We start from the raw sequence: 19,083 nt of genomic DNA, 5'->3' as shown, positions 1-19,083 counted from the left end.
TAAACAACAAAAAGGTCAAAAATGTCAAATCCGTGACATTCAGAAGGTTACTTTTTGAAACAACTCATCACTTTAATTTTCGCTAAAATAAAAATCCGAACTGATTTCTGTAAAGAAACAGTTCGGATTTTTCCTAGAAAGCAGCATACACAACTCTGATCATCCCATGCTATTATCCACATATAGCGAACTATAGCTAGTAGCTGTGCCAGCTAAAATATATTAACTTTATATGTTCATCTCATCGAATCACTATTTCTCCACAACCGACCCGTTGTTCCTCTCCACTTCTTCACCGGCTCCACGCGGCCGCAGTCATCGCAGGAATAGGGCCACTGGAGCTTCCATTCAAAATACTCGTCCCGCGTAATGATCTTATCCCGCAATTCCTGCTGACGGATCGCCCACTCCCTGAGCGCATCATTCACAATGATATGATTGAACCACAGCATGGTGGGTTCTCGGGGCATCCAGTCATCATTATCTGTGTATTCAATCTCATATCCCATCACGGAATTATATTTTTTGTCATTCCGCTTGGCCGTTGCCAGCGTTAAGATCGACGGCGACTCCACGTCTGCCCAGAAAAGCATTTCAATCATCACCGTCGAACTGCCTTCGTTCTCTGAATCCAGGGCACACACGCAAACATCCAGCACCTCTGCCATCCGGAGAATCAGATCCCGCTTGGGAACCCGATAACCCGTCTCATATTGCGCAATTCGCGTCTGAGGATCGCCTTTTAGCCCCAGGGCAATACCCAATTCTTTTTGTGTCATTCCGCGAAAAGAGCGAATCCTGCGTATTTTTTCTCCAATGTTCACGTCTTATCCCCCTTCTCTCGTTGTCTCTCTTCTATTCTATTGCATATTGCCCAATTCCGCAACAGAAAATTAACATTTAAGTGAATTTCTCCCTATTGACATTATCTTTTTCGTTAATTATACTCTACATTGTAATTAACTTTTTTGATAATGAAAGGAGATTCAATCATGCGTACGCAGAAAACTTTTGCCGAATTGCGGTGCCGGATGATCCGGGAAAACATCAACCAGAAGGAGCTGGCTGAAATTGCCGGTATTGCGGATGCCACCATGACAGATCGAATGGCCGGGCGCAGCTTCTTCCGTGTGAATGAAATCAATCGAATGGCCGCTCGCCTGAGCATTCAGGAATCGGACTACTACCGGTACTTCTTTGCCCAGGAGAACTATCCCAGCCGCACTCCTGGCCGTGCCTGTTCCAAATGAGGAGTACTGCAATGCAAACGAAAAAAGTAGAGGCCCGGTGGGAACCGGGCCGAAAGCGCTGGCGGGTAAACGCACAGCGGAATGGGGAACGAAAAACCTTCTACAGCACCGTTCCCGGCTTGCGAGGGAAAAAGGAAGCCGAACGGAAAGCTGACAGCTGGAAACGAAGCGCCGGCCTTTCCTATGAAAATTGTGATCCTCTGGTATCGGAATTGTGGGACAGTTTCCTTTTGTACCTGCAGGAAGAAAAACGTGTTGGCACCAGTACACTGGAGCAAACCCGAAAGTTCGGCAGAAACTATATCCTTCCTGTCTGCGGGAACCTGAAAATTTCCCGTCTGAACGAAGGACATCTGCAGCGGGTCCTGAATCTCTCCGCACAAAAAGGATGTTTACAGCCACATCCCACACGCCCGCCCAAGGGTCCACTCAGTCTGAAAACGCTCCGAGGCCTTCGCAACACCGAGCAACAATTCGTCAAGTGGTGCCGCATCAACGACTTTACCGATCTGGTTCTGGAAGGTCCGGAGGTGCGTACCTGCGCTGAGAAGCAGAAAAAGGAAATTCTTCAACCGGAAGAGCTTCAAACCCTTTTTCGTGTGGATACACGTCTTGTGCGTGGTGAGCGTGTTTTTGATGACCAGATTTATGCCTATCGGTTTGCAGTGGTCACCGGGCTGCGCCCCGGCGAACTGATGGGCCTTCATATCGGCGATATCGACGGCGATAAGCTTCATATTCAGCGGGCCATCAATCGCTACGGAGAAAAGACAAAGGGCAAAAATCAGAATGCGCGCCGCACCTTTGGTCTCAATACATTCGCCCGAATCCTCATCGATCAGCAGCTGTCCCTGCTCCATTCCCTGGGCATGCCCACAACGCCTGACAGCCCTCTATTTCCCGCTTTGAATCAACAGAGCCGCTATCATCAATGGAAGTCCTACGCACGTTCAAACGGCATTACAGCCATCAGCTGCTATGAAATGCGCCACACCTTCATTTCCCTGGCGCAAAACCTTCGTGAGGGTGATCTGCGCCGATTGTGCGGTCAATCCGCCAGCATGGACACGCGCGGCGTATACGCGCACAAACTCACCGATGACGACTCCCGTATTGCAAATGAAGTTGATCAGATTCTGGGGCGCTATCTGACGCCATGAAGGATTCTACCGGAAGTGTGGTCCAAAACGTGGTCCAGAAAGCAAAAAGCCTTGCAGAATCGAGATTCTGCAAGGCTTTTTGTTGGTGGGAGCGGGTGGATTCGAACCACCGAAGCAAAAATGCAACAGATTTACAGTCTGCCCCCATTGGCCGCTCGGGAACACTCCCACATATCAGTTATTCAGTTGCGCCTCATCGCTGAGTGCTTGATTATTATACCAAGCGTTTTCGGAAAAATCAACCCCTTTTTGAAAAAAATTTTTTCTTTTTTTCGCCCCCCTTTTTCGAGGCTTTTTTCTTTGGTCTGTTCAGCACGCTACTTTTATGCTATACTAAATAAATAGGGTTTTGCCCCGCCCCGGCGGCGGCCCCTCCACCCCACGCAAAGGAGGCATACTGCCATGGCTGAAATTTCCGAATACTCCCGCGTCACCCCCGCTATTGAGCGGCTGGCACAGGTCTGCCTGGCCAACAGCCAGATCAACCGGGACGATTACGTCCGCTACAACGTCAAGCGCGGCCTGCGCGATCTGGACGGCACCGGCGTGCTGGCCGGCCTCACCGAGATCAGCGAGATCATCAGCAGCAAGACGGTGAACGGCGAGCAGCAGCCCTGTCCGGGCGAGCTGTATTACCGGGGCTACTCCATCCAGCAGCTGACCAGCGGCTTTCTGAACGACGGCCGCTTCGGCTTTGAGGAGACGGCCTATCTGCTCATGTTCGGCCAGCTGCCGGACGCGGCCCAGCTGGAGCAGTTCAACCGCCAGCTTGCCTTTTACCGCAGCCTGCCCACCAACTTTGTGCGGGATGTGATTCTGAAAGCCCCCAGTCCGGACATGATGAACACTCTGGCCCGGTGCGTACTCACCATGGCCAGCTACGACGAACGGCCGGACGACATCAGCCTGCCCAACGTGATCCGCCAGTGCATCGACATGATCGCCATCTTCCCGCTGATCGCGGTTTACGGCTACCAGGCCTATAATTACTATTTAAATGGAAAAAGCCTTTACATCCACACGCCCCGGCCCGAGCTTTCCACCGCAGAGAACATTCTCACCCTGCTCCGGCCGGACGGTCAGTACACCCCGCTGGAGGCCCGCATTCTGGATCTGTGCCTGGTGCTGCACGCCGAGCACGGCGGCGGCAACAACTCCACCTTCACCACCCACGTGGTCACCAGCTCCGGCACCGACACCTACAGCTGCATGGCCGCGGCGCTGGCCAGCCTGAAGGGTCCCCGTCACGGCGGCGCAAACATCAAGGTGGTGCGCATGTTCGAGGACATGGAGGCCACCCTCACCGACTGGGAGGACGAGGACGCCATCAAGGATTATCTGGCGGGTCTTCTGGCGGGCGAGCGGTTCGACAAGAGCGGCCTGATTTACGGCATGGGCCACGCGGTCTACTCGGTCAGCGACCCCCGCGCCCAGATTCTGCGCAGCTTTGTGGAGCGGCTGAGCGACGAAAAAGGCCTGCACAAGGAATACGCCCTGTATGCGGCGGTGGAGCGGCTGGCTCCCCAGGTCATCGCGGAAAAGCGCCGCATCTACAAGGGTGTTTCCGCCAATGTGGACTTCTACAGCGGTTTTGTGTACCGGATGCTGGGCCTGCCCACCGAGCTGTTCACCCCGCTGTTCGCCATGGGCCGTGTGGCGGGCTGGAGCGCCCACCGCATGGAGGAGCTGATCAACATGGGCAAGATCATCCGCCCGGCCTACATGGCGGTGCAGCCCCGCCGGGAATACGTTCCTCTGGAAAAGCGTACCTGAGCATCTCTTTCAAACAATCCGCAAAAGACCCGGTTCCGCTCGGAACCGGGTCTTTTCGTTTACACTGTTTTCAATCAGGCGAAGGGATTCTCGGTGAGATAGGGCAGCGCCTTGGGCTGGTTGTAGGCGATGTCCTGAACACCCAGATACTTGAACACCTCGAACAGGGCCTTGCCGCAGTGGGCGAAGGCCACGGCTCCGTGGTGGGGGTAGCGCTTCTGGATCAGCACATGGCGGTAGAAGCGGCCCATCTCGGGGATAGCGAACACGCCGATGCCACCGAAGCTGCGGGTGGCCACCGGCAGCACCTCGCCCTGGGCGATGTAGGCCCGCAGCACGCCCTCGCTGTCGCACTGGAGGCGGTAGAAGGTGATGTCGGAGGGTGCGATGTCGCCCTCCAGGGTGCCGCGGGTGAAGTCCGGCTCGCTGCCTTCCGGCTCCAGCAGGCGGTGCTGGATCAGCTGGTACTTCACCGCACGGTCGGCGCACATCTTGCAGGAGGGAGTGTTGCCGCAGTGGAAGCCCATGAAGGTATCGGTGAGGCTGTAATCGAACTTGCCGGCGATGTCTTCCTTATAAATATAGCCGGGCACGCTGTTATTGATATCCAGCAGGGTGACCGCGTCGCCGCTGACGCACAGGCCGATATACTCGCTCAGCGCACCGTAGATGTCCACCTCGCAGGCCACCGGGATGCCCCGGGCGGCCAGACGGGAATTCACATAGCAGGGCTCGAAGCCGAACTCCTCGGGGAAGGCAGGCCAGCACTTGTCCGCAAAGGCCACATATTTGCGGCTGCCCTTGTGCTCCTCAGCCCAGTCCAGCAGGGTCAGCTCGAACTGTGCCATCCGGGCCAGCAGATCGGGATAGTATTTGCCCTCGCCCATCTCGGCAGCCATGTCGGCGCAAACCTCCGGGATGCGGGGGTCGTTGGCGTGCTTGCGGTAGGCCACCAACAGATCCAGCTCGGAGTTCTCCTCCACTTCCACGCCCAGCTCATACAGGCCCTTGATGGGAGCGTTGCAGGCAAAGAAATCCTGCGGGCGGGGACCAAAGGTGATGATCTTCAGCCCGCGCACGCCCAGAATGGCCCGGGCCACGGGCACGAACTCGGCCATCTTGTCCGCCAGCTCCTCGGCGGTGCCCACCGGGTACTCGGGGATGTAGGCCTTCAGGTGGCGCATGCCCAGATTGTAGGAGCAGTTCAGCATGCCGCAGTAGGCGTCGCCGCGGCCGTTGATCAGGTCGCCGTCGCCCTCAGCGGCCGCCACGAACATGCAGGGGCCATGGAAGTATTTGGCCAGCAGCGTCTCGGGGGTCTCGGGGCCGAAGTTGCCCAGGAACACGGTGAGCGCGTTGCAGCCGGCGGCCCGCAGATCGGCCACCGCCTTCTTCATGTCGTTCTCGTTCTCCACAGTAACGGGGCACTCGTAGAGGTCCAGGCCCTTGGCCTTGCAGGCGGCGGCGATGTTCTGACGGCGCTGGGTGGACAGCGCGATCGGGAAGCAGTCGCGGCTGACCGCCACGATGCCCAGGCGCACCTCGGGAATGTTTGCAGACTGCATGACAGATTCCTCCTCTTTTCTTATTACCAATTACAATGCAGCGGCAATGTCGATATTTTCTCCCACCAGGGCGGCGGCTGCCCCCTGACGGGCTTCGTCCGAATCGGGATGGGCCAGCAGCCACTTGTTGCAGGCCCACAGCCAGGCGTCGTCGCCGCCCTGAACCGGCAGCTCCGGCTTATCGGTGTTGGTGCCCTTGGGCAGGGCCACCATCACCCGGAAGCCCTTGGCCGGGTCGGTGTGACAGGGGGCGTAATGCAGGGTGGTGGCGTAGACCTCCACCAGCACACCCGCCGGGACCCGGAAGGCCTTGACCCTGGCGGTATCCAGCTGGTCGTTTTCAATCTCCTCCTGCTTTGCCAGCAGCAGGATAAAGTCCTCGGTGCCCAGGTTGAACTCACTGTCCCGGTGGTATTCCAGGCAGTTGAGCCGGGTGTTGTGGCCGTTGCACCAGCCGAACTGCACCGGCATGCCGCCGTAGAGCGAGCCGCCCAGCACCTGGGCCTGGGGCAACTGCTGCAGGGCCGGCTCCTCCGGCACGTAGCCGGTGGCTTCGGGCAGCGGGGTGTGGGCGTTCAGCGCACCGGTGATGGCGGCGCACTCGCCCTCGTAACCGGAAATCACCCGGCCGTACCGGGCAAATTCCGGCGAAGTGACCGGATAAATCGTCATACTTGCTTCCTTCCTTTCTCAATCCGCCAGCGCGCCGAACAGCTCTTTGCAGGCCGGGTAAATCCGGCGGAACTTCTGATAACGCTCCTCGTACCGGGCGGTCAGCTCCGGGTCCGGCTGGATGGTCCGGCTCACATGGACCAGTGTGTCTGCGGCCTCGCGCACCGAGGCGAAACGGCCGCAGCAGACCATCGCCAGCAGCGCGCCGCCGTAACCGGGGCCCTGCTCGGTGACCGGGAGGTCCAGCGGGATGCCCAGCACGTTGGCCAGAATGGTACCCCACAGGGGGCTCTTGGCGCCGCCGCCGCACAAGCCGGACCGGGGAATCACCGCACCCGCCGAGCGGGCAGCCTCGAAGGAATCCCGGATGGCGAAGGCCACGCCCTCCAGCACCGCCTGGGTGATGTCGGCCCGGGTGGTGTTCATGCTCATGCCGATCAGGGTGCCCCGGGCGTTGGTGTCGTTGATGGGGCTGCGCTCGCCCATCAGATAGGGCAAAAAGTATACCGAATTGCGGCCCAGGTTTTCCCGGGCAATGGGGGCCTGCTCGGCGGGATAATCCGCCGAGCTCACCTTCAGAATCTCATCCATCCACCACTTGTTGCAGGATGCGGCGGACAGCATGCAGCCCATCAGATGCCAGCCGCCGTCCGCATGGGCAAAGGCGTGCAGGCCGTTGGCCTCATCCACGCCGAAGCGCTCCCGGCTGATGAAGATGGTGCCGGAGGTGCCCAGGCTGATGTTGCACCGTCCCTCGCCCACCGTACCGGTGCCGATGGCGGCGGCCGCGTTGTCGCCCGCACCGGCGCAGACCTTCACCCCTTCGGGCAGGCCCAGCGCCCGGGCGGCCTGGGGCTGCAGGCAGCCCACCTCCTGCCAGCTTTCGTGCAGCTCGGCCAGCCATTCCGGCTTCACGCCGCAGATGCGGCACATCTCCTCGCTCCAGCACTTGTGCTCCACGTCCAGCAGCAGCATACCGGAGGCGTCCGAATAATCGGTGGAGAAGCAGCCGGTCAGTTTCCAGACCAGATAATCCTTGGGCAGCAGAATTTTGGCGATACGCCCGAACAGCTCCGGCTCCTGCTCGCGCATCCAGAGCAGCTTGGGGGCCGTGAATCCGGCAAAGGCGATGTTGCCGGTGAGGCGGCTCAGCTCCTTTTTGCCGATTACAGTATTCAGATATTCGGTCTGCTCCGCCGTGCGGCCGTCGTTCCAGAGGATGGCCGGGCGCAGCACCTGGCCCTCACTGTCCAGTGCCACCAGGCCGTGCATCTGGCCGCCGATGCCCATGCCCTGTACCTGGGCCGCGTCGAAGCCCTCCAGCAGGGCGGGGATGCCGCTCAGGCAGGCCTGCCACCAGAGCGCCGGGTCCTGTTCGCTCCAGCCGGTCTTGGGCATGGAGAGAGGATATTCGCGGGTGAGCTCCCGGCAAACCTGGCCCGCCTCATCCACGAGCAGGAATTTGCAGGCCGAGGTGCCCAGGTCCACGCCGATATAATACATTGCAATGCGCCGCCTTTCCGTTCAAATCCGAAAATTGTCTCGTTTACAGGGTGCACAGGCCCGCCATGGCCAGCTCGGAGGTGTCCGCCGCCACGAAGAGCTTGGTCCCCAATTCCAGGCAGAGGTCCTGCAGCGGGCCGCCGAACATGGAGAAACTGCGGGTGATCTGACCGCCCACGCAGAGGCATTCCGGCCGGAACTGGCGCAGGAAGGGCTCCAGCGCGTCGTGCAGGCGGCCGCCGAATTCCAGAAAGCAGGCGGCTGCCTGCTCGTCGCCCGCCGCAACCCGGGCCGCCAGCGCCGCGCCCTCCATCGGCTCGCCCAGCCGCTGGCCGGTCAGCTCCACCAGACCACGCTTGGAGACGATATCGTCGATGCATTTGCCCAGAAACGGCGTGGGGTAAATCTCGCCGCCCCTGGGCACACCGGGGATGCCATCCGGCGCCAGGCCCTCGCCCACGCAGAAGGCGCTGCCGCAGCCGGTTCCGATGCACACCGACATGGACCGGGCGCTGCCCCGCGCATCGCCGTAATGGGTCTCGCCCAGGGCAAAGGCCGCCACATCATTGATAAAGCGGATGTCCTCCGGGCTTTTCAGCAGACCGGGCAGCCGGTCGAACAGCTCCTTGCGCAGGCTCACGCCGTACAGCGCGTCGTACTTGTCCAGCCCCTGTACCAGGCAGATGCCGTTCGGGTAATCAAAGGGGCCGGGGAATGCCAGCCGCAGCCCGCCCACCGCTTTCGGGGCGCCGGGCTCGTTCAGCAGTGCCCGGATGATGGAGGTAAAATTCTGCAGCAGGGTTTCCCGGTCCTCGTGGGAGCGGGAGGGGAAATGCCGCAGCGGGGTCAGCAGCCGCCCGTCGCAGACCACTGCGCCCTTGATCTCGGTTCCGCCCACGTCCAGGCAAAGCAACGGAGTATTCATACACTATCGTCCTTCCTTATGTGATGCTTCTTGCTTCAGTATACGCATCTGCCGAATATTTGTAAATACAAATCGACCACTTTTTCTTCAAAATAGTCAAAATGTATTGACATGCTCAAAAAAAACGCCTATGCTGTAAGCACAGCAAAAGCGAGGAGGCGTTTCCAATGGAAAAAGTACGATCCGGTAATTATGTATTGTACCCCCACGTGGAGGTCAACTGCCCCGAGGCGCGGCTGGCCGAGGGCTTTGCGCAGATCATGCCCATGCTGCGCGCCGCCGCCGAAGGCAAGCGGGTGCTCACTGTGGAGTGCTACCCCGGCGTGGACCAGCAGGAGCTGCTGGAGGGACTGACCGGCCTGGAGCCGGTGCTGGTGATCCACAGCGATGACCTGGCCTTTGAGCCGGAAAAGCTGGATGCCGCCCTGGAGCAGGACCTGCTGCCCAATGACCCGGTATTCGGCATCATGACGACCCGCCGGCTGAAGGATTTCTTCTATGAAGACAAGCTGGCTGAGGTTCGCCGTCACATTCAGGAAGCGCCCGCCGGGCTGGTGCTGGTTTATGGCGTGGGCGCCACACTGGTGCATCCCGGTGATGTGCAGGTGGTGGCGGACATCACCCGCTGGGAAATCCAGCTGCGGTACCGCCGGGGCATGAGCAACTGGCGCACCGCCCAGACCGACCTGCCCAAGCTGAAAAAGTACAAGCGCGGCTTCTTTGCCGAGTGGCGCTGGGCGGACCGGGAAAAGGATCACCTGCTGAACACCATGGATTTCTATCTGGACATGACCACCGAGGGCAGCCCTGCCATGGTGGACGGTGCCTCCTACCGGGAAGCGCTGCGTCAGACCGCCCGCCGTCCCTTCCGGATGGTACCCTACTTTGACCCGGGTGTCTGGGGCGGTCACTGGATGAAGGACCACTTTGCCCTGCCGGAGAACGGCAGCAACTACGCCTGGAGCTTCGACGGCGTGCCCGAGGAAAACAGCCTGCTGCTGGATTTCGGCGGCCATCTGATCCAGACTCCCGCGCTGAACCTGGTGCTGCAGCAGCCCCGCGCCTTGCTGGGCGAGCGGGTACACGCACGGTTCGGCAAGGAATTCCCCATCCGGTTTGATATGCTGGATACAGTGGGCGGGCAGAACCTGTCGCTGCAGGTACATCCCCTGACCGAGTACATCCAGCAGAACTTCCATATGAACTACACCCAGGACGAGAGCTACTACATCCTGGACGCCGACGAGAACGCCTCGGTCTGGCTGGGCGTCAAGGAGGGTGTGGACCCGGCCGCCATGGAGGCCGACCTGCGCCGCGCCCAGGCGGGCGAAGCGCCCTTCCCGGCCGAAAAATACATCAACAATTTCCCGGTGAAAAAGCACGACCATGTGCTGATTCCCGCGGGCACCATCCACTGCTCCGGCGCGGGCACCATGGTGCTGGAGATCAGCTCCACTCCCTACATCTTCACCTTCAAGATGTGGGACTGGGGCCGCCTGGATCTGGACGGCAAGCCCCGGCCCATCCATCTGGACCACGGCATGGCCAACATCCAGTGGGACCGGGACACCAAATGGGTGAGCGAAAATCTGATTCATCAGGCCCGGGTGCTGAAGCAGGACGAGCACACCACCCTGGAGCGCACCGGCCTGCACGAGCGGGAGTTCATCGACACCTTCCGCATCACCACCGACCGAACCGCCGACATGCCGCGCAACGGCAGCGTCCACGTGCTGAACCTGGTGGACGGCGAGCGGGCATTGCTGACCAGCCCCAGCGGAGCCTTTGCTCCCATGGAGCTGCACTACGGCGAGACCTGCATCCTGCCCCAGGCCGCGGGCGACTATCGCATCGAGGCCCCGGACGGCGCACCGGTCAAGGTCATTGCCGCCTGCGTGCGCGGCTGACCCACGCAAAAGGAGACATCAATTATGGCACAAGCGCTGCACGAGCAGGCCGCGGAGTACATCCGCGGCCGCATCCAGTCCGGTGAATACCCGGTGGGGAGCCAGATCCCCACAGAAAATGAGCTGTGCGCCCTGCTGGGCGTCAGCCGCCCCACCCTGCGCCAGGCGCTGGACACGCTGGCCCGGGAGGGCTGGCTGATGCGCGTCAAGGGCCGGGGCACCTTTGTGACCGAGCCCAAGGTGGCCCACGAGTCCACCCGGTTCGTCACCGGCTACCGGGCCGAGAGCGAAAAAAACCACCGCACCCTGCGCACCCGTGTGCTGGATCTGGCGGTGGAGCGGGCGCCCGAGGCGGCAGCCCGGGAACTGCAGCTGCCAGCCGGGGCAAAGGTGACCCGGCTGGTCCGGCTGCGTCACCTGGAGGGCTACCGGAACAACGCGCCCGTGGTTTACACCACGCTGTACGTGCCCCACAAGCTCTTTCCGGACATGGCCCAGCTGGACTTCACCGACCTTTCCTTCTATGAAGTGATGGCCGGCCGCGGGCTGGAGGTACGCCACGCCAGCCGCCGGCTGGAGGTGGTACCGCCGCCCGCCGAGGTGGCGGCACAGCTGGAGATCAGCCCCTTTGAACCGACCATTCTGATCACCTCCACCGGCCTGACCGGCGACGGAAAGCGGGTGGAATATACCGAGAGCTACTACCCCGCAGGCAGCAGCAGTTTTTTGATCGAGGTGGACCGCTGACCGGGCTTACTCCCCGGCCAGCGCACCCCGATACAACACGTCCGAGAACACATAGCTGACCTCCTGGGCCAGGCCCGGGTGCTCCAGCAGGAACAAAATCTTGCTGGCCAGCCGGGCCCCCAGGGTCTTGGGGCGCACCTCCACCGTGGTGATGCGCTCGGCCACGTTCAGATACTCGGCGTTGTTGTCAAAGCCTGTCAGCGCCGGAACGCGGCCCGCTTCCACGCCGTGCTCCTCGTAGTAGCGCTGAATAAAATGGGCGATGTAGTCGCTCACACATACAAACCCGTCCGGCTGAACCGGCAGCTTGTCCAGGAAATGGCTGAGCTCCTCGTAGTGGGTGCGCAGCCCCAGAGCACCTGTCATGGAAAGGGCCGGGTCGGGGGTAATGCCACGCTCAGCAAATGCATCCAGAAAACCGCGGTAGCGGTCGGTGTTGGTCTGGGCGTAGTTAACGTCGCCCAAAAATCCCAGCCGGGTGTATCCCTTGTCCAGCAAACGGCTGGTAATGCGGCGGATGGGCTCCCGGCCTTCGATGAGCAGAAGGTCCCCGTTCAGCCGGTCAAAGGGCATGGACGGGATGGTATCCAGGTAGACCTTGGGCAGCGGAAGGTCCGCCAGCATCTGGAAGATGGGCGGAGAGTAAACATTGAGCACGATGATTCCCTCCACCGAGCCGTCGGTCAGGCTGGAGGGCAGGGTGTATCCTTCCCTGTACCCGGTGGGCAGGTAGGTATACATCAGATTAACATCTTTCCTCGACAGATCCTTTGCGATCTGGTGGATGATCTGCATCCAGAACAGTGACGATTCCGGCCGGCACACCGCCACCGCCACCGTACGGCCGTGACTGGGCTCCTGCACCGCCGCAGGGGCCGCCGCAGGCTGCCAGTAGCCCATTTCCCGTGCCTTTTCCTGAATCTGCTGGCGCAGCGCATCCGATACGCCGGGCCGGTTGTTCAGCGCCTTCCACACCGAAACGCGGGAAGTTGACAATGCGTCCGCAATGTCCTGCATGGTTGGTTTACACATGATGCTACACTCCCGTTTTTTTCGCATTCAGTTTTGCTTTTTATAATTATACCTTATCTAAACTCGAAACACAATACATTTATTAACACGTGTTAACCAGATTCCTTTTTCTGCTCAAAAACTTCATTTAATTTTTATGGATTATTCACAAAATTGAAGTAATGTCAACAAAAAGTCTTGAAACTTGTGCAGTTTGCCGGTTGACAACCCTCTGGAGACAGGTTAATATTAAGCTAACAAATGAAAACATGCGTGATTAACATGTTAACTATCGTTAATGGTTGTCAACCGTTTTTCCGCATGATCGATCAACTGAAAGGAGTGCCCACATGAAAAAGGAGAAGACCGCTGCCTCCGCCCAGGCACGACCCAAACACAGGCGCTGGACCCGCGACGACACGGAGCTCACCCTGCTCGGTCTGCCCGCAACCATCTGGTTCGCCGTGTTCTGCTACCTGCCGATGTTCGGCCTGATCATTTCCTTCAAGGATTTCAGACTGGCCCCCGGCAAAGGCTTCTTAGCCAGCCTGTTCCAGAGTGACTGGTGCGGGTTCCAAAACTTCAATTTCTTCCTGAGCAGCAACACCTTCGGCATGCTGCTGCGCAACACTCTGCTGTACAACCTGGTGTTCATCGTCATCAACCTGGTGATTCCGGTCACCCTGGCGATCATCATCAACCAGCTGTACTCCAAGTTCGCCTCGAAGTGCTACCAGACCATGATGTTCTTCCCCTACTTCATGTCCTGGGTCGTGGTCAGCTACTTCGTATACGCCTTCCTGAATCCCGACAAGGGCCTGGCCAACAACATCATCACCGCTCTGGGCGGCGAAAAGGTCATGTGGTACTCGGCCCCCATCTACTGGCCCTTCATTCTGGCCTTCATGTCCACCTGGAAGTCTCTGGGCTACAACATGGTGGTTTACCTGGCCAGCATCACCGGCATCGACGGCACCCTGTATGAGGCCGCCCTGCTGGACGGCGCCACCAAGTGGCAGCAGGCCAAGTACATCACCATCCCCTCCATCAAGCCCATGATCATCATCATGTTCATCCTGAACATCGGTAAGATCTTCTACTCCGACTTCGGCCTGTTCTACCAGGTCACCCAGGGCGTGCCCAACTCCCTGTACAACGTGGCCAGCACCTTCGATACCTTCATCTTCCAGAACCTGCGCACCAACGGCATGTCCATCGGCCAGATCGCGGCCGCCGGCCTGTTCCAGGCGGTATGCTGCTGCGCAACCATCCTGCTGGCCAACTTCATCGTTTCCAAGCTGGATTCCGACAGCGCCATCATCTAAGAGAAAGGAGGAGCATCATGACCGTTTCTGAAAAGCGCAAGCTCCGCAAGGAGCAAAAATCCATCGAGCGCGAGGAAGCCCGCGCCACGGCCAAGCTGGACCGGATCAAACCGGCCACCAACGCTGCGTTCAACGCCCTGTTTGCCCTGCTTTCCTTCGTGTGCCTGTTCCCTGTTTTCTACGTCATCATGATCTCGGTCAGCTCGGAGGAATCCATTCGCACCCACGGCTACGCTCTGTGGCCTGAGACCTTCTCCTCCGCCGCTTACCAGTTTTTGTGGAACGAGCGGGGCACCATCTCCCACGCGCTGCTGATCTCCGTCATCGTTACCGTGGTGGGTACCATCATCGGCGTGCTGCTGACCACCAGCATGGGCTACGTGCTCTCCCGCCCCCAGTACCGCCTGCGCGGCTTCTTCAACTGGGTGGTCTTCATCCCCATGATCTTCAACGGCGGCATGGTTGCCAACTACGTGGTTGTGGCCAACATGCTGCACCTGAACGACACCATCTGGTGCTTGATCCTGCCGCTGGCGGTCTCAAGCTTCAACGTGATCATCTGTAAGACCTTCTTCCGCACCACCATACCGGATTCCATCATCGAATCCGCCAAGATCGACGGCGCTTCCCAGCTGACCATCTTCGGCCGGATCGTGATTCCCATCTCCAAGCCTGTATTCGCCACCATCGGTCTGTTCCTGACCTTCGGCTACTGGAACGACTGGTTCCAGTCCAGCTTGTACATCTCCAAGAACAACCTGGTCAGCCTGCAGGCTCTTCTGAACAACATGATGAAGAACCTGGACTACATCGCCAACAACCCCTCTGCCGGCCTGAGCCTGCAGCAGTACCGCAACTCCATGCCCTCCGAATCCGTGCGCATGGCCATCGCGGTTATCATCGTTATCCCCATCGCCTGCGCCTACCCCTTCTTCCAGAAATACTTCATTTCCGGTCTGACCATCGGCGCGGTCAAGGGCTAAGGGATCGTTTTTCTTAAGGTTTTCCAATTCGGAATCACTTTATAAAACAGAAAAGGAGAAACAACATGAAAAAGCTCAACAAAGCACTTGCTCTGGGCATGGCCGGCGCTATGGCGCTGAGCATGGCCGCATGCGGCGGCAGTGGCACCACCTCCGGTACCGCCAGCACCGCCAGCACCGCTGGCACCACCTCCGGTGCTGCCGACGGCGAAGTGGTCAACCTGACCTGGGTTACCGTTGGTAACGGCCAGCCCACCAACTACGACGCCTGGCTGGAGCAGATCAACCCCTACCTGGAAGAGAAGATCGGCGTCAATCTGGACGTTCAGGTCGTTTCCTGGGGCGACTGGGACAACCGCCGCAACGTGATCGTGAACACCGGTGGTGAGTACGACATCCTGTTCACCAACATGAACACCTACGTGAACGACGTGCACATCGGCGCTTTCGCCGACATCAGCGAGCTGGTCAAAACCTCCAGCCCCGAGCTGTATGCCTCCATCCCCGAGGATTACTGGGATGCCTGTGAGATCGACGGCAAGCTGTACGGCGTGCCCACCTACAAGGACTCCTCCATCTCCGAGTACCTGGTTTGGGACAAGGAGCTGGCCGAAGGCACCGGCTTCACCATTCCCGAGGCTATGCCCATGTCTGACCTGGGCACCCTGACCGACACCCTGACCGCCATGAAGGACACCAAGGGTGAGGCTTCCTTCCCCATGAACAAGAACGGCGCCACCTGGGTTGCCTTTGAGTACGACAACATGGGCACCGGCCTGCTGCCCATCGGCGTTCGCTACAACGACGAGACCGCTACCGTTGTTCCCGTTCTGGAGCAGCCGGACATCCAGGCTTCCCTGAACACCTTCCACGAGTGGTACCAGGCTGGCATCATCAACTCTGACGCTGCCACCAAGCCCGAAGAGAACGCTTACAAGCCCTGCAGCGTAGCACAGGGCTGGTCCGGCGCCGCCATCACCAGCTGGGGTCCCCAGATGGGTGTTGACGCTCAGGCCACCAAGCTTGGCCCCACGGTTATCTCCAACGACACCGTTCGCGGCTCCATCAACTGCATCTCCGCCAACTGCGCTTACCCCGAGAAGGCTCTGGAGCTGCTGCAGCTGGTAAACACCGATTCCTACGTACGTGACCTGCTGTACTACGGCGTACAGGGCGACAACTGGGATTACACCGACGACACCAAGCAGTGGGTTCACAAGAACAATGCTGACTGGACCATGGCCGGTTACACCCAGGGCAGCTTCTTCGCCGTTACTCCCAGCGACGAGTTCGATTTCAACCAGTACGACGAGGTGAAGGAGCTGAACGAGAACGCCGAGGCTTCCGTGCTGCTGGGCTTCACCCTGGACACCTCCGCCTTCAAGGATCAGCTGGCCAACTGCGTTGCCATCTACGAGCGCTACAAGGGCGAGCTGCTGTCCGGCACCCGTCCCACCGATGAGATCGTTCCCGAGATCATGGACGAGATGCGCAAGGCCGGCTTCGACGAAATCGTTGCTCAGTGCCAGGAGCAGGTAGACGCCTTCATGGCCACCAAGGGCACCACCACTGAGAGCGCTCCCGCCGAGAGCACTTCCGCTGCTGAAAGCACCGCTGCCGAGAGCACTTCTGCCAGCAGCGCCGCATAATTCCATCGGAATTTTTACCGCAATTCAATCCACCACATAAGGCCGCCGCACCGCGCGGGCAGGAGAAAACACAGAAAGCGGCATTCCGTTTCACCGCCGCCTTTGATCGAACAGATTATTGTCAAGATCAACGTTTTCACCGGCCCGGCCGTGCGGCGGCCCTTTTTGATAAACACACACAGGACAAAAATGCATGAAGTGAGGACTCTCTCCATGAAACAGCATGGCATCCGCACGGTGTATGCCGTGCATCATTCCCACACCGATATCGGTTACACCGACCTGCAGGAGCACGTGATCGAGCTGCAGGTGGATTACATCCGCACTGCCCTGCGCATGATGCAGGACGAAGCCAACCGGGATTTCCGCTGGAACTGCGAGACTCTGTATTGTGTGGAGGAGTTCTTCAAATCCGCCACCGAAGAGGAACGCAAGCAGTTCCTTGAGCTGGCTGCCGACGGCCGTCTGGGCCTTTCCGCCAACTACCTGAATTTCACCGACCTGCTGGACTGCGGCATCTACTCCCGCCGCCTGGGTCAGTGGCACAAGCGCTTCGCCGAAGCAGGCGTAACCCTGAACACCGCCATGTGCGCCGACATCAACGGCATCTCCATGGGCCAGCGGGACGCCATGCTGGACAACGGCGTGGAATTCCTCTACACCAACATCCACTGCCACCACGGCATGTACCCGCTGTACCAGAACCAGAACGCCTACTTCTGGGAGAACGCCGAGGGCAAGCGGCTGCTGGTATGGAACGGCGAGCACTACAACCTGGGCAACGTGCTGGGCCTGCGCCCCAACCACACCCCCAACTTCATGACCATGGACCGGCTGGGCACCGGCCCCCGCCCCGCGGACGACGTGGAGGCCCTGGCCCAGAACCTGGACAACTACCTGACCGAGTGTGAGGAAAACGGCTATCCCTACGACTTCATCCTGGCCTCGGTATCCGGCGTGTTCAGCGACAACGCGCCCCCCGAACCCCTGATTCTCCAGACCATTCAGGGCTACAACGAGAAATACGGCGACACCGTGCAGGTAAAGATGGTCAGCCTGCAGGAGCTGTACGCCGCCATCGCTCCCAAGCTGCAGGATGCGCCGGTGCTGCGGGGCGATCTGAACGACTGGTGGGCCAACGGCGTGGGCTCCACTCCCTACGCGGTGAAGCATTACCTGGGCGCCCGCCGCAGCTACGACCTGGCCCGCCGCCTGGACCCCGAGCTGGACACCAAGGCTCCCGAGCTGGTGCGCCAGGCCGAGGACAACCTGCTGCTCTACGCCGAGCACACCTGGGGCCATTCCGCCAGCATCACCAACCCCTACGTATCCATGGTGCTGGACCTGGACAGCCGCAAGAACGGCTACGCCAGCCAGGCCCATGAGGCCGCGGCCCGTCTGCTGGGCCGCATCGCCCGTGAACAGGGCGACATCCTGCGCTACTACGCCACCAGCGGCACCATCCGGGTGCAGAACCCCACCGGTCAGGCCGGTGTGATGCCGGTGGAATTCTATGTGGAGACCCTGCCCGCCGGGCTGCCGGAGGCAGTGATCCGCACCGAGGACGGCCGCCAGCTGCCCTGTCAGGTCAGTCCCCATCCCCGCGGACGTCTGATCTCCTTCACCGACACCTTTGCCCCCCACGAGGTGAAGCAGTATACTTATGACAAAGCCCCCGCCGTGGAGCAGAAGCTGAACACTCGCCGCTGCTATGTGGGCGCCGAGCGCATCCGGGACATCGTGAACGATTTCGACCCGTTCACCTACCGCCTGCCCTACAGCTTCGAGAACCGCTGGTTCCGGCTGGAGTACAAGGTGGGCCAGGGCCTGTGCAGCCTGTTCGACAAGCGTGCCGGCCGCGAGCTGATGCCCAAAAATGGCCTGCCCTTCTTCACCCCGGTGTACGAGTGCACTCCCGTTCGCCCCGGCCAGACCGACGTTTACGAGGAACGCCGCCTGCTGGGCCGCAACGTCCGCGGCAAGCACGCCAAGCAGTACCCCGCTGTGCTGGAGGAAGTGATCTGCGAAGAGCACGGCCCCGTGTTCACCATCCTGCGCCTGCGCGGCAGCATGACCGGCAGCATCCACTGCGACGTGGTGCTCAAGCTGTACGAGGATATGCCCCGCATCGACTTGAGCCTGGAGCTGGGCAAGACCCTTTCCACCGACGTGGAGAGCGTCTACCTGCCTCTGACTCTGGACGTTCCCGGCAGCCAGCTGTGGCTGCGCAAGGGCGGCCGCGAGGCCATGCGCCCTGGCGTGGACCAGCTGCCCGGCACCAACATGGAATACAGCATGAGCGATGACGGTCTGGCCTTTGTGGGCGAGGACGGCGGCGTTCTGCTGGCCGCCTTCGACACCCCGCTGTATTACTTCGGCGAGCTAGCGCACCACCCCATCCGCCTGTGCGAGCGCCTGCCCGAAGACAACCGCCGCCCGGTGTACAGCTGGCTGATGAACAACACCTGGGAGACCAACTTCAAGCTGGATCTCTCCGGCTTTACCGAGTACCGCTACACCCTGTGGCTCACCGACGAAACCGACCCCGAACGTGCCCTGGACGCTCTGCACGAGCAGATGTTCGCCCCCATCGTGCGCATCGTGGGATAATCT

At 60.0% G+C, this 19,083-nt stretch carries 15 protein-coding genes and 1 tRNA gene; 9 read left to right on the top strand and 7 right to left on the bottom strand.

From position 1 onward, the window contains the following. Positions 1-236: 236 nt before the first annotated feature. On the bottom strand, positions 237-824 hold the full coding sequence (locus tag PH256_RS05225; RefSeq protein WP_270913257.1) for a helix-turn-helix domain-containing protein: 588 nt from the start codon (positions 822-824) through the stop codon (positions 237-239). Positions 825-992: 168 nt separating this feature from the next. On the opposite strand from PH256_RS05225, the gene PH256_RS05220 reads away from it, so the two are divergent. Both PH256_RS05220 and PH256_RS05215 read left to right on the top strand, forming a co-directional pair. Continuing rightward, complete coding sequence (locus PH256_RS05220; RefSeq protein WP_087182622.1) at positions 993-1,250, top strand: helix-turn-helix domain-containing protein; 258 nt, start codon at positions 993-995, stop codon at positions 1,248-1,250. Positions 1,251-1,261: 11 nt separating this feature from the next. Beyond that, positions 1,262-2,410, top strand: a complete 1,149-nt coding sequence (locus PH256_RS05215) for a tyrosine-type recombinase/integrase (RefSeq protein WP_270913255.1) — start codon at positions 1,262-1,264, stop codon at positions 2,408-2,410. A gap of 83 nt (positions 2,411-2,493) precedes the next feature. Here PH256_RS05215 and PH256_RS05210 read toward each other — a convergent pair. Further along, a tRNA-Tyr gene (locus PH256_RS05210) sits at positions 2,494-2,579 on the bottom strand. Positions 2,580-2,812: 233 nt separating this feature from the next. Here PH256_RS05210 and PH256_RS05205 point away from each other — a divergent pair. Then, positions 2,813-4,183 (top strand): citrate/2-methylcitrate synthase, encoded by a 1,371-nt coding sequence (locus PH256_RS05205; RefSeq protein ID WP_087182842.1) that lies wholly within the window; start codon positions 2,813-2,815, stop codon positions 4,181-4,183. A gap of 74 nt (positions 4,184-4,257) precedes the next feature. On the opposite strand, the gene PH256_RS05200 is transcribed toward PH256_RS05205, so the two are convergent. Genes PH256_RS05200 through PH256_RS05185 form a run of 4 tightly spaced genes read right to left on the bottom strand, consistent with a single transcriptional unit; the run spans position 4,258 to position 8,848 of the window. Beyond that, positions 4,258-5,748 (bottom strand): L-fucose/L-arabinose isomerase family protein, encoded by a 1,491-nt coding sequence (locus PH256_RS05200; RefSeq protein ID WP_270913254.1) that lies wholly within the window; start codon positions 5,746-5,748, stop codon positions 4,258-4,260. 30 nt (positions 5,749-5,778) lie between these two features. Further along, entirely contained in the window at positions 5,779-6,420 is a 642-nt protein-coding gene (locus PH256_RS05195) for a DUF4867 family protein (protein WP_270913253.1), read from the bottom strand. 18 nt (positions 6,421-6,438) lie between these two features. After that, on the bottom strand, positions 6,439-7,923 hold the full coding sequence (gene xylB, locus PH256_RS05190) for a xylulokinase (RefSeq protein ID WP_270913252.1): 1,485 nt from the start codon (positions 7,921-7,923) through the stop codon (positions 6,439-6,441). Positions 7,924-7,966: 43 nt separating this feature from the next. Beyond that, positions 7,967-8,848: an ROK family protein gene (locus tag PH256_RS05185; RefSeq protein ID WP_270913251.1), complete on the bottom strand. Its 882-nt coding sequence runs from the start codon at positions 8,846-8,848 to the stop codon at positions 7,967-7,969. A gap of 167 nt (positions 8,849-9,015) precedes the next feature. On the opposite strand from PH256_RS05185, the gene PH256_RS05180 reads away from it, so the two are divergent. Both PH256_RS05180 and PH256_RS05175 read left to right on the top strand, forming a co-directional pair. Continuing rightward, positions 9,016-10,755: a class I mannose-6-phosphate isomerase gene (locus PH256_RS05180; RefSeq protein WP_270913250.1), complete on the top strand. Its 1,740-nt coding sequence runs from the start codon at positions 9,016-9,018 to the stop codon at positions 10,753-10,755. Between the two features lie 24 nt (positions 10,756-10,779). Beyond that, positions 10,780-11,502 (top strand): GntR family transcriptional regulator, encoded by a 723-nt coding sequence (locus PH256_RS05175; RefSeq protein WP_270913249.1) that lies wholly within the window; start codon positions 10,780-10,782, stop codon positions 11,500-11,502. A gap of 6 nt (positions 11,503-11,508) precedes the next feature. Here the strand turns inward: PH256_RS05175 and PH256_RS05170 are convergent, their stop codons facing one another. After that, the gene (locus tag PH256_RS05170; RefSeq protein ID WP_270913248.1) at positions 11,509-12,534 is read right to left on the bottom strand and encodes a LacI family DNA-binding transcriptional regulator; all 1,026 of its coding nucleotides are present in this window, start codon (positions 12,532-12,534) and stop codon (positions 11,509-11,511) included. 329 nt (positions 12,535-12,863) lie between these two features. Between PH256_RS05170 and PH256_RS05165 the strand changes: the two genes are divergently transcribed. From PH256_RS05165 to PH256_RS05150, 4 genes are all read left to right on the top strand, one after another. Then, on the top strand, positions 12,864-13,838 hold the full coding sequence (locus tag PH256_RS05165; protein WP_087182834.1) for an ABC transporter permease: 975 nt from the start codon (positions 12,864-12,866) through the stop codon (positions 13,836-13,838). Between the two features lie 17 nt (positions 13,839-13,855). Next, a complete protein-coding gene (locus PH256_RS05160; protein ID WP_087182833.1) occupies positions 13,856-14,821 on the top strand; it encodes a carbohydrate ABC transporter permease in 966 nt (321 codons plus the stop codon). 65 nt (positions 14,822-14,886) lie between these two features. After that, complete coding sequence (locus PH256_RS05155; RefSeq protein WP_087182832.1) at positions 14,887-16,470, top strand: ABC transporter substrate-binding protein; 1,584 nt, start codon at positions 14,887-14,889, stop codon at positions 16,468-16,470. Between the two features lie 213 nt (positions 16,471-16,683). Next, positions 16,684-19,080: a hypothetical protein gene (locus PH256_RS05150; RefSeq protein ID WP_270913247.1), complete on the top strand. Its 2,397-nt coding sequence runs from the start codon at positions 16,684-16,686 to the stop codon at positions 19,078-19,080. Positions 19,081-19,083: the final 3 nt, after the last annotated feature.

Origin of the sequence: Allofournierella sp. CML151 (assembly GCF_027853465.1) — a bacterium.
Taxonomy (GTDB): domain Bacteria; phylum Bacillota; class Clostridia; order Oscillospirales; family Ruminococcaceae; genus Allofournierella.
The sequence above is the reverse complement of the archived record's forward strand: the minus strand, read 5'-3'. Positions and strand labels throughout refer to the sequence as shown.

Excerpts from the sequence above, each read along its gene's own strand:
- PH256_RS05215 (WP_270913255.1), top strand. The coding sequence starts at position 1,262 with ATGCAAACGAAAAAAGTAGAGGCCCGGTGGGAACCGGGCCGAAAGCGC.
- PH256_RS05150 (WP_270913247.1), top strand. The coding sequence starts at position 16,684 with ATGAAACAGCATGGCATCCGCACGGTGTATGCCGTGCATCATTCCCAC.
- PH256_RS05155 (WP_087182832.1), top strand. The coding sequence starts at position 14,887 with ATGAAAAAGCTCAACAAAGCACTTGCTCTGGGCATGGCCGGCGCTATG.
- PH256_RS05180 (WP_270913250.1), top strand. The coding sequence starts at position 9,016 with ATGGAAAAAGTACGATCCGGTAATTATGTATTGTACCCCCACGTGGAG.
- PH256_RS05220 (WP_087182622.1), top strand. The coding sequence starts at position 993 with ATGCGTACGCAGAAAACTTTTGCCGAATTGCGGTGCCGGATGATCCGG.
- PH256_RS05170 (WP_270913248.1), bottom strand. The coding sequence starts at position 12,534 with ATGTGTAAACCAACCATGCAGGACATTGCGGACGCATTGTCAACTTCC.
- PH256_RS05205 (WP_087182842.1), top strand. The coding sequence starts at position 2,813 with ATGGCTGAAATTTCCGAATACTCCCGCGTCACCCCCGCTATTGAGCGG.
- PH256_RS05200 (WP_270913254.1), bottom strand. The coding sequence starts at position 5,748 with ATGCAGTCTGCAAACATTCCCGAGGTGCGCCTGGGCATCGTGGCGGTC.
- PH256_RS05195 (WP_270913253.1), bottom strand. The coding sequence starts at position 6,420 with ATGACGATTTATCCGGTCACTTCGCCGGAATTTGCCCGGTACGGCCGG.
- xylB (WP_270913252.1), bottom strand. The coding sequence starts at position 7,923 with ATGTATTATATCGGCGTGGACCTGGGCACCTCGGCCTGCAAATTCCTG.
- PH256_RS05175 (WP_270913249.1), top strand. The coding sequence starts at position 10,780 with ATGGCACAAGCGCTGCACGAGCAGGCCGCGGAGTACATCCGCGGCCGC.
- PH256_RS05160 (WP_087182833.1), top strand. The coding sequence starts at position 13,856 with ATGACCGTTTCTGAAAAGCGCAAGCTCCGCAAGGAGCAAAAATCCATC.
- PH256_RS05185 (WP_270913251.1), bottom strand. The coding sequence starts at position 8,848 with ATGAATACTCCGTTGCTTTGCCTGGACGTGGGCGGAACCGAGATCAAG.
- PH256_RS05165 (WP_087182834.1), top strand. The coding sequence starts at position 12,864 with ATGAAAAAGGAGAAGACCGCTGCCTCCGCCCAGGCACGACCCAAACAC.